The organism is Pseudomonas sp. NPDC086251, assembly GCF_044746405.1.
Taxonomy (GTDB): domain Bacteria; phylum Pseudomonadota; class Gammaproteobacteria; order Pseudomonadales; family Pseudomonadaceae; genus Aquipseudomonas.
Window position 1 is genome coordinate 1 of record NZ_JBIVBY010000068.1, and the last position, 10,699, is coordinate 10,699.

At 59.5% G+C, this 10,699-nt stretch carries 9 protein-coding genes and 1 pseudogene; all 10 read right to left on the minus strand.

Features of this window, described 5'->3' with window-relative positions; translation table 11 throughout:
- Positions 1-1,571 (minus strand): NADH-quinone oxidoreductase subunit C/D (gene nuoC / locus ACIPL2_RS34680; RefSeq protein WP_401365235.1); only part of this gene is annotated, 1,571 nt, incomplete at its 3' end.
- 72 nt (positions 1,572-1,643) lie between these two features.
- Positions 1,644-2,318, minus strand: a complete 675-nt coding sequence (locus ACIPL2_RS34685; RefSeq protein ID WP_401365252.1) for a NuoB/complex I 20 kDa subunit family protein — start codon at positions 2,316-2,318, stop codon at positions 1,644-1,646.
- Positions 2,303-2,512, minus strand: a pseudogene (ndhC, locus tag ACIPL2_RS34690) (NADH-quinone oxidoreductase subunit A); the annotation flags it as partial. The gene ACIPL2_RS34685 and the pseudogene ndhC, both read right to left, overlap by 16 nt.
- Positions 2,513-3,172: 660 nt before the next feature.
- Complete coding sequence (aceA, locus tag ACIPL2_RS34695) at positions 3,173-4,498, minus strand: isocitrate lyase (RefSeq protein WP_008032724.1); 1,326 nt, start codon at positions 4,496-4,498, stop codon at positions 3,173-3,175.
- Between the two features lie 500 nt (positions 4,499-4,998).
- On the minus strand, positions 4,999-5,760 hold the full coding sequence (locus tag ACIPL2_RS34700; RefSeq protein WP_401365238.1) for a secretin N-terminal domain-containing protein: 762 nt from the start codon (positions 5,758-5,760) through the stop codon (positions 4,999-5,001).
- Between the two features lie 307 nt (positions 5,761-6,067).
- Positions 6,068-6,493, minus strand: coding sequence for a GNAT family N-acetyltransferase (locus ACIPL2_RS34705; protein ID WP_401365240.1), 426 nt, complete (start codon positions 6,491-6,493; stop codon positions 6,068-6,070).
- Positions 6,486-7,655, minus strand: coding sequence for a JmjC domain-containing protein (locus tag ACIPL2_RS34710; RefSeq protein ID WP_401365243.1), 1,170 nt, complete (start codon positions 7,653-7,655; stop codon positions 6,486-6,488). The genes ACIPL2_RS34705 and ACIPL2_RS34710 overlap by 8 nt, the downstream gene beginning before the upstream one ends.
- 86 nt (positions 7,656-7,741) lie before the next feature.
- Positions 7,742-9,112: an adenylosuccinate lyase gene (gene purB, locus ACIPL2_RS34715; RefSeq protein WP_401365246.1), complete on the minus strand. Its 1,371-nt coding sequence runs from the start codon at positions 9,110-9,112 to the stop codon at positions 7,742-7,744.
- Positions 9,113-9,238: 126 nt separating this feature from the next.
- Entirely contained in the window at positions 9,239-9,862 is a 624-nt protein-coding gene (gene hflD, locus ACIPL2_RS34720; protein WP_059406607.1) for a high frequency lysogenization protein HflD, read from the minus strand.
- A partial coding sequence (gene mnmA / locus ACIPL2_RS34725; RefSeq protein WP_401365249.1) for a tRNA 2-thiouridine(34) synthase MnmA occupies positions 9,859-10,699 on the minus strand: 841 nt, incomplete at its 5' end. The genes hflD and mnmA, both read right to left, overlap by 4 nt.

Here is a 10,699-nt window from a genome sequence, read left to right on the forward strand (position 1 = left end):
GCCGGCATGACCGGGCCCCACGAAACGTGCTGGTAGTGCGTGATCAGGGTCTCGATGTGCTGCAGCGTGCGCTCTTTCGGCGGCGGCGTAGTCAGCGGGTGATCCGCCTTGTACGGGCCTTCCGGCATGTTGCGCATGCACTGCTCGATGATCTTGATGCTCTGGCGCATTTCTTCGACGCGCACGATGCAACGGTCGTAGGCATCGCCATTGGCCGCCAGCGGTACTTCGAATTCGAAATTCTCGTAACCGGAGTACGGGCGAGCCTTGCGCAGGTCGAAGTCGCAACCGGTCGAACGCAAGCCTGCACCGGTGACGCCCCACTCGAAGGCTTCTTTGGTGTTGTAGGCCGCGACGCCGATGGTCCGGCCTTTGAGGATGCTGTTGTCCAGGGCGGCTTTCTGGTATTCGTCCAGACGCTTTGGCATCCACTCGACGAAGTCTTTCACCAGTTTTTCCCAGCCGCGTGGCAGGTCGTGAGCGACGCCACCGATGCGGTACCAGGCCGGGTGCAGACGGAAACCGGTAATGGCCTCGATCACCGTGTACGCCTTCTGGCGGTCGGTGAAGGTGAAGAACACCGGCGTCATGGCGCCGACGTCCTGGATGTAGGTCCCGAGGAACAGCAGGTGGCTGGTGATCCGGAAGAACTCGGCCATCATGATGCGGATGACGTCGACCTTCTCGGGCACCTTGATGCCGGCCAGCTTCTCGACCGAGAGCACGTACGGCAGGTTGTTCATCACGCCGCCGAGGTAGTCGATACGGTCGGTGTACGGGATGAAACTGTGCCAGGACTGACGCTCGGCCATCTTCTCGGCACCACGGTGGTGGTAGCCAACGTCCGGCACGCAGTCGACGATCTCTTCACCGTCCAGCTGCAGAATGATGCGGAACGCACCGTGCGCGGAAGGGTGGTTCGGGCCGAGGTTGAGGAACATGTAGTCCTCGTTCGCACCGGAACGCTTCATGCCCCAGTCTTCAGGCTTGAAGCGCGCGGCTTCTTCCTCAAGCTGTTGCTTGGCCAGGTTCAGGGTGAACGGGTCGAACTCGGTGGCGCGGGCCGGGAAGTCCTTGCGCAGCGGGTGACCTTCCCAGGTCGGCGGCATCATGATGCGGGTCAGGTGCGGGTGACCGGCAAAGTTGATGCCGTACATGTCCCACACTTCACGCTCGTACCAGTTGGCGTTCGGCCAGATGCCGGTCACGGTCGGTACGCTGAGGTCGCTCTCGGACAAGGCGACTTTGATCATGACGTCACTATTACGTTCGATCGACATCAAGTGATAGAACACAGTGAAGTCGGCACCGCTTGGCAGCCCTTGACGCTTGGTGCGCAGACGCTCGTCCACGCCGTGCAGGTCATAGAGCATGACGTACGGCTTGGGCAGGTTGCGCAGGAAGGTCAGGACTTCGACGAGTTTGGCGCGGGCAACCCAAAGCACCGGCATGCCGGTGCGGGTAGGCTGGGCGGTAAACGCCTCGGGGCCAAAACGGTTATTCAGTTCGACGACCACATCCTGGTCGTCTGCCTTATAAGGCGGGATGTACAGAGCACTGCCTGTAGTCATGGTTATTTATCGCTTTCGGTCAACGTAAAGAATGAATCCAGTGTCACGTTCTATAAAAGAAGCAGGTCTGGATCAGACTTCGTCGGGGCTGCGCAGGTTGGTGACTGCGATTCGCTGTTCGCGGCGCTTTTCCTTTTCGGAAGGCATCTCGGCGCGGTACACGCCTTGATCACCAACGACCCAGGAAAGCGGACGACGCTCCTGTCCAATCGACTCCTGCAACAGCATCAAGCCTTGCAGAAAAGCTTCAGGACGGGGCGGGCAGCCAGGCACGTAGACGTCCACGGGCAGGAACTTGTCCACCCCTTGAACGACGGAGTAGATGTCGTACATGCCACCGGAGTTGGCGCACGAACCCATGGAGATAACCCATTTAGGTTCGAGCATTTGCTCATAGAGACGCTGAATGATCGGCGCCATCTTGATGAAGCAGGTACCAGCGATAACCATGAAATCCGCCTGGCGCGGCGATGCCCGGATAACCTCGGCGCCAAAGCGCGCGATGTCGTGGGGCGCCGTGAAGGCGGTGGTCATTTCCACGTAGCAGCACGAAAGACCGAAGTTATACGGCCACAGGGAGTTCTTGCGCCCCCAGTTGATCGTGCCGTTAAGCACGTCTTCGAGCTTGCCCATGAAGATGTTTTTGTGAACTTGATCTTCTAACGGATCGGAAACGGTTTCCCGTTCGCCAATCGGATACTGCTCGTTAGGAGCATCGGGGTCGATCCTGGTGAGATTGTATAGAATTTGGCTGAGAGCCGCAAGCGGGCGCCACCTGTAGGTAGCATGCCGGACTCGAACGGTTCGTTTTTGCTGCGGCCCCAGGCTTTTGACCCGAGGAGGCTGGAAACGCCGAGCATGAAGGCGCATAGGCCGACGACGCCCAGAAGGAAAATGGCAAAGCCCCAGTTGTGGGCCATGAGTCCTGTCGCTTCGGGCATGCTGGTAATCCTTAACAGAGAGCAAAGGTCTCTGAGCTTGAAAAGAAACAAAGCAGTGACGATATGTCGCAGCAATCAATCCCGCTGATTTTATGGCACAACACGGTGCAAGTAAAATTCCTATAGCGAAATTATTTACAGGAATAAGGACATAGCGCACCTCCAAAGCCCCGCAGCCCATGCGATGCGGGCATTAGCCGGCTTTTCATCAATTATGTTTTGTAGGGAATGTAACGAACATAGTTGTCGCTAAATGATAATCAATATTGTTTGAGTCGGTTTTTAAACTGTTTAACGGGTGAGTGGTCGGGAAGTTGTCTTATATAGCCATTACTGCAAGTAGCGGCGGCGCCTGTTTTACCGCGATTTTCTGATGGCGATACCGCTCTGGATCAATATTTTTGCCTGACCTCCACAGACCCCCGCCTGATCCCGCCGGCCCCTGTAGGAGCTGTCGAGTAAAACGAGGCTGCGATCTTTTGATCTTTTAAAAAGCCAGGATCAAAAGATCGCAGCCTCGTGTCACTCGACAGCTCCTACAGGGTTTGGGAGGGATTGGGGAATCACGGGCAAAAAAAAACGCCCCGAACCAGTCGGGGCGTCAGATGTGCGACGTTGCGGTTAGCTTTCTACTCGGTCCGCGACGGCCGTTTGCTCAGATCAGTGGAACTGTTCTTCTTCAGTCGAACCGGTCAGTGCGGTCACCGAAGACGAGCCACCTTGAATCACGGTGGTCATGTCGTCGAAGTAGCCGGTGCCCACTTCCTGCTGGTGAGCCACGAAGGTGTAACCCTTGGCAGCGTCAGCGAATTCCTGCTCTTGCAGCTTCACGTAGGCAGTCATGTCGTTGCGGGCGTAGTCGTGTGCCAGGTTGAACATGCTGTGCCACATGTTGTGAATGCCGGCCAGGGTGATGAACTGGTGCTTGTAACCCATGGCGGACAGTTCGCGCTGGAACTTGGCGATGGTCGCGTCGTCCAGGTTTTTCTTCCAGTTGAAGGAAGGCGAGCAGTTGTACGACAGCAGTTGGTCCGGGTATTCCTTTTTGATCGCTTCAGCGAAGCGACGAGCCTCGTCCAGGTCTGGCTTGGCGGTTTCGCACCAGATCAGGTCGGCGTACGGCGCGTAAGCCAAGCCGCGAGCGATGGCCTGGTCGAGACCGGCGCGCACTTTGTAGAAGCCTTCCTGGGTGCGTTCGCCAGTCACGAATGGCTGGTCGTACGGGTCGCAGTCGGACGTCAGCAGGTCTGCCGCGTTAGCGTCGGTACGGGCCAGGATGATGGTCGGAGTACCGGCAACGTCAGCCGCCAGACGAGCAGCGGTCAGCTTCTGTACAGCTTCCTGGGTAGGAACCAGAACCTTGCCGCCCATGTGGCCGCATTTTTTCACGGAAGCCAGTTGGTCTTCGAAGTGAACGCCGGCGGCGCCTGCTTCGATCATGCTTTTCATCAGCTCGTAGGCGTTCAGTACGCCGCCGAAACCGGCTTCAGCGTCAGCCACGATTGGCGCGAAGTAGTCGATGTAACCTTCGTCGCCCGGGCCTTTGCCGGCTTTCCACTGGATCTGGTCAGCACGACGGAACGAGTTGTTGATGCGCTTGACCACGGTTGGAACCGAATCCACCGGGTACAGCGACTGGTCCGGGTACATCGATTCTGCGGAGTTGTTGTCCGCAGCGACTTGCCAGCCCGACAGGTAGATGGCCTGGATACCGGCTTTGACTTGTTGTACAGCCTGGCCGCCGGTCAGGGCGCCCATGCAGTTGACGAAATCTTTCTCAGGACGGAAGGATGGCTTGGCGCCCTGGGTCACCAGGTTCCACAGCTTCTCGGCGCCCAATTTTGCAAAGGTGTGCTCAGGTTGAACCGAGCCACGCAGGCGGACGACGTCAGCAGCGGAGTAAGCGCGTGTCACGCCTTTCCAGCGTGGGTTTTCAGCCCAATCTTTTTCGAGGGCTGCAATTTGCTGTTCGCGTGTCAGTGCCATGGAGATAAACCTCGTCGCATAGGTCTTGGGTGGAAAATTCCTGCTCCTGCCAGATACGCATTTCAAAAGGGGCGTAAAAGGCTGCTCGCTGACCAGAAGCTTAGGCGGTCAAGTCGGATTCGGCGGGGATGGCGACGGGATGAACGATGGGCTCGAGGGGAAGTGAGCAGGTAAAGGCGAACTGCTGGGCGCATTCGGGCGTCGTGGGCCTTGGTGCGAACATCAGAGTGGTGCCGGGTTACCTAATTACGCTTCCGTCCCTCGGGACAACTTCGTTCCAGTCGGCAACCTCGTCAAACACACCTTGTGGGCGGTACAGACACGAAGCGGCTCGCGGGGTAGGTGCGAACGGCGCCTCGAAGGCCCTTGCCAGGGCCCCTGATTAGCGGGAGCGAGGCCATCATGCCTTCGCTTTTTTGTATCGTCAAACGTTTTGTAGTGCTTTTTTTCAGGCACTACATCTTTGGTCTAATACGACTAATCAGTCAGATTTCGGTGGTTTAGTCCAAAGTATCGACTTTCACCCGCAGGGTCATGTCATCCCGGCCCTGAGTCGAGTAGCTGCGGGCCACGCCCTGTTTATCGGCCTGAGTCTGACGGTTCACGCCCGCCAGGGTGATCCATTCGCCGAGTCGCCCCGTGACGGTTGTGTCGGTGCTTTGCACGTTCACTACATCGGGACGTTCCTGGCTCATACGGTCACGGTTGGTACTGATCGCCAGGTGAACGATGTCGCCGGTGACGCTGGCAGTGACATAGAAACCCTGGGTGACGTTGCGGTATTCGGTCTGGCTGCGCAAATCACCGTAGGAATCGGTCTGACTGCTGGTTAGCGGGACGCTTTGACCGACCTGGATCAGTGCCGGTGCGCCTTCGCTGGCCTGGATCTGCTGAATCCCGCCGTCGCGGCTTTCGGTGCTGCGATTGATGATGCGGGTCTGGCTCGGCTTGGCGCCGTTCACCGAATAACCCTGGTCGCCCTGGACATTGTTTTCGTTGGTGTCGACGGTGATCAGCAAGCGCTTGGGTTGGGTATCGAGTTGGGCGATCAGGGCCTTAAGTTCGTCGATCTTGCGCTGATCAGCGTTGACGATCAGTTGATTGCCATAGGCGCTGACCTGGCCATCCTTGCCGATGAAATCCTGTGCCATCGGCAGCATGTCAGCGCTGGTGTGGTAGTTCAGGGGCACGATCTCGGTGGCGGCCATGACCGAAAAGCTGCAGGTCAGCAGCAGCGTGGTGAGCAGGGTGCGTAGGGACATGTCCGTTATCTCCGACTTCTGGTGTGGTGCCTGTAGGAGCGAGCTCGCTCGCGATGGACGCAAGAGCGACGCGGGGTGTCAGGTTTCAAGCATTATCGTTGACGACCTTCGCGAGCAAGCTCGCTCCTACACTGGGTTTGATATTGCCAGTTTGTCGGCCTGGGATGGGGCAAGTTGAATCGTAGACAGCAAAACGCCCCGGCATCGGTTGATGGCGGGGCGTTTTGGGGTGTTCTTTCGGGCCTCTTCGCGGGCAAGCCTCGCTCCTACAGGGAATAGGCTTGCCCGCGAAGGCCGCGACCCGGTATCAAACCGAACCGCGCACCATGTCCACATGCGGAATCCCGGCTTCCAGGAACTCCTCACTGACAATGCTGAAGCCCAGGCGCTCATAGAACGCCGTGGCCTGCACCTGCGCGCTGAGCTTCTGCTGCTTCAGCCCGCGCTTCTCGGCATCGAGAATCACCGCTTGCATCAGCGCATCGCCGACTTTCAAGCCGCGCCAGTCCTTGAGCACCGAGACCCGGCCGACGTGCCCGTCGGGCAGCAGGCGAGCGGTACCAATCGGAAAGTCGCCTTCGAGCGCGAGGAAATGCACGGCGCTCTGGTCATCGGCATCCCATTCCAGTTCAGGCGGAACGGACTGTTCGGCGACGAACACCGCTTCACGAATGCGCCGGATCTCGGCGTTGTCCTTTTGCCAGTCTGCGACACGTACGTGAATCTTATTCATCGGCGAACCCCAGGCTGCCTTGCTTGATCAGTTCGCACAGCAGGCCGCGGCCGTCTTCGTCGCTCAGCCAGTCGCCGAGGTTGTCGGTGTGCAGGGCGTCGGCGGCGCAGATCAGCTTCAGCAGTTCACGCAGTTTGCCCGGCAGATAACGGCTCTGGCCGCTGGCGAACAGCAGCAAGTCGTCATCCACTTCCGACCACGCCAGGCGCGCGCTTGGGTTACGGATCAGCACGGCGCCTTGCTCCAGGGCGCTGAGCACATCGTCTTCCGCGACGTCTTCCGGACCCGCCACCAGCTCCGGGTAGCGCGGCTCGGTCATGAACTGGCCGAACCAGGTCAGCAGCAGGCGCTCGTCGCTCATGTGCTCGGCCAGCAGGCTTTTCAGACGATCGAGGGCGTCGTGCTGGATCTGGTGAGGATCGACCGCCGGCAAGGCGTCAGCATCGGTGTAACGCTCTTCGTCCGGCAGGAACTGGCTGAGGAAATCGGTGAAGTGCGTCAGTACTTCAGCGGCACTCGGTGCACGGAAACCAACGGAGTAAGTCATGCAATCCTCGACGGCCACGCCGCAATGGGCCAGGCGTGGTGGCAAGTACAGCATGTCGCCCGGCTCCAGAACCCACTCATCGGTGGCTTCGAAATCGGCGAGGATGCGCAGGTCGGCGTGTTGCAGTATCGGGCTTTCGGAGTCGCACATCTGGCCGATTTTCCAGTTGCGCTTGCCCTGGCCTTGCAGCAGGAACACGTCGTAGTTGTCGAAGTGCGGACCAACGCTGCCACCCGGGGCGGCGAAGCTGATCATCACGTCGTCGATGCGCCAGCTCGGCAGGAAGCGAAAGTGCTCCAGCAGTTCACTGACTTCCGGGACGAATTGATCGACGGCTTGAACCAGCAGCGTCCACTCGCGTTCCGGCAGTTTGCTGAATTCGTCTTCGGCGAACGGGCCGCGGCGCAATTCCCAAGGGTGCGCGCCGTGTTCGATCACCAGGCGCGATTCGACTTCTTCTTCCAGCGCCAGGCCGGCCAGTTCGTCGGCGTCGATCGGGCTTTCGAAATCAGGAATCGCCTGGCGGATCAGCAGCGGTTTTTTCTGCCAGTAGTCGCGCAGGAATTCCCGTGCCGTGATGCCGCCCAGTAGTTGAAGAGGAATGTCAGGATTCATGTGTAACCTATTGAAAAAAAGTACTTTTCACACGGGAATAAAAACGCCCGGCGCTGCCGGGCGTCTCAAAAGGGTAAAACGGTCGATCAGATGCGCTTGGCTTGCTCTACAGCGTTGCCGATGTAGTTCGCCGGGGTGAGCAGTTTCAGCTCGGCCTTGGCGGCGGCTGGCATGTCCAGGCCGTCAATGAAAGTTTGCAGTGCTTCAGGGCTGATGCCCTTGCCACGGGTCAACTCTTTGAGCTTTTCATACGGGTTTTCGATGTTGTAGCGACGCATCACGGTCTGGATCGGCTCGGCCAAAACTTCCCAGCACGCGTCGAGGTCAGCCGCGATTTTCTGGGCGTTGAGCTCCAGTTTGCTGATGCCTTTGAGGCTGGCTTCGTACGCGATCACGCTGTGGGCGAAGCCGACACCGAGGTTGCGCAGCACGGTGGAGTCGGTCAGGTCGCGCTGCCAGCGGGAGATCGGCAACTTGCTCGCCAGGTGCTGGAACAGTGCGTTGGCGATACCCAGGTTGCCTTCGGAGTTTTCGAAGTCGATCGGGTTGACCTTGTGCGGCATGGTCGACGAACCGATTTCGCCAGCGATGGTGCGCTGTTTGAAATAGCCCAGGGAGATATAGCCCCAGATGTCGCGGTCGAAGTCGATCAGGATGGTGTTGAAGCGCGCAATTGCGTCGAACAGCTCGGCAATGTAGTCGTGCGGTTCGATCTGCGTGGTGTACGGGTTGAAGCCCAGGCCCAGCTCGTCTTCGATGAAGGCGCGGGCGTTTTCTTCCCAGTCGATCTCAGGGTAGGCCGACAGGTGCGCGTTGTAGTTGCCGACAGCGCCGTTGATCTTGCCCAGCAGCGGGACGGCGGCGACCTGAGCGATTTGACGCTCCAGACGGTAAACCACGTTCGCCAGTTCTTTGCCCAGGGTGGTCGGCGAGGCCGGTTGACCGTGGGTGCGCGACAGCATCGGCACGTCAGCGAAACGGATTGCCAGTTCGCGGATGGCGTCGGCGGTCTGGCGCATCAGCGGCAGCATCACGTCATCACGGCCTTCGCGCAGCATCAGGGCGTGGGACAGGTTGTTGATGTCCTCGCTGGTGCAGGCAAAGTGGATGAACTCGCTGACCTTGGCCAGTTCCGGCAGCTTGGCCGCTTGCTCTTTGAGCAGGTATTCGATGGCTTTGACGTCGTGGTTGGTGGTGCGCTCGATCTCTTTGACACGCTCGGCGTGCTCCAGAGCGAAGTTGTCCGCCAGGGTGTTCAGCACCGCGTTGGCTTCGGCGGAGAACGCCGGCACTTCGCTGATGCCTGGGTGAGCGGCCAGGCGCTGGAGCCAGCGCACTTCAACCAGAACGCGAGCACGGATCAGGCCGTATTCGCTGAAAATTGGGCGCAGGGCCTGGGTTTTGCCGGCGTAGCGGCCGTCAACAGGGGAAACCGCAGTGAGCGAAGAAAGCTGCATGGGGTGTTCTCGGACAGTCGGGCAACGAAATGGGGCGCGTATCATACATGAAAAAATCCGCCGGTCCGTTGCCAACTGACCGGCGTATTACGCGTTACAGATCTAAAGCAGTGTTGCGGGCGCGGTTCAGCTGCTGCGCATCAGCGGGTAAAGCTCTTTCAGCAACTTGCGACGGCTGATCACCAACTGCCAGCGATGACCGCCCAACTGTCGCCACAGGCGTGCCGAACGAATCCCGGCCAGCAACAAGGCGCGGATTTTCGAGGCGTTGCTCGGTTGCTGCAAGTTGCGCATGTCGCCGTGGACCTGAATCCGTTGGCGCAAGGTGCTCAGGGTGTCCTGGTACAGCGCGCCGCAGGCGGCAATGACGTTTTCGTGTACCGGGCCGAAGTGCTCGACCTGGGACTGAATCTGCGGCAAACGCTTGCCGATCACGTCCAGCATGTCGTTACGCTTGGCCAGTTGACGCTCCAGACCGAGCATCGCCAGGGCATAACGCAGCGGTTCGCGCTGCAGGGTGCTCGGGTCGCGCTCAAGGGCGCCGATCAAGGCGCGGTAGCCTTCGCGCAGATTGATGTCGTCGCCGCCGTACACTTCCAGCGTGTCCTTGGGGTCGCGAATCAACAGGCTGCCGAGCATGCAGGTCAGGCCGGCTTCGGTGGTCTGGCCGGTCTTGGCGATCTTGTCCACCAGCACGGCGGCGAGAAACACGCCGCCCAGCGCCGTCAGTTGCTCCTGGGTCGGGCTCATTGCTGCTCGCCTTGAGGGGTGCCTTTGCTGGTCCACGGTTCGGCGATTTCGATCACGCCGCCGCCGAGGCAGATTTCACCGTCGTAGAACACCACGGACTGGCCCGGAGTGACCGCGCGTTGCGGGTCATCGAAGGTCGCGCGGTAGCCGCTGGCGGTTTTTTCCAGCGTGCAAGGCTGGTCGCTCTGACGATAGCGGACTTTGGCGGTCAGCCTGCGCGGCTCGGTCAAATCGATCGGGTTGACCCAATAGATGTCCGACGCGAGCAGGGCGCGGGAGAACAGGTACGGATGGTCATTGCCCTGGCCGACGATCAGCTCGTTGTTGACCAGATCCTTGATCAGCACGTACCACGGCTCGTCGCTGGCATCTTTCAAGCCGCCGATGCCCAGGCCCTGACGCTGGCCGATGGTGTGGTACATCAAGCCGTGGTGACGGCCGATCACTTCACCTTCGGTGGTCTTGATTTCGCCAGGCTGTGCTGGCAGGTATTGCTTGAGGAAGTCGCTGAAGCGGCGTTCGCCGATAAAGCAGATCCCGGTGGAATCCTTTTTCTTCGCGGTGGCAAGGTCGTGTTTCTCGGCAATCGCGCGCACTTCGGGCTTTTCCAGCTCGCCGACCGGGAACAGGGTCTTGGCGATCTGTTCGCCGCCGACGGCGTGCAGGAAGTAGCTCTGGTCCTTGTTCGGGTCCAGGCCCTTGAGCAGTTCGGTGCGGCCATCGATGTCGCGGCGGCGCACGTAGTGGCCGGTGGCGATCAGGTCGGCGCCGAGCATCATGGCGTAGTCGAGGAACGCTTTGAACTTGATTTCACGGTTGCACAGGATGTCCGGGTTC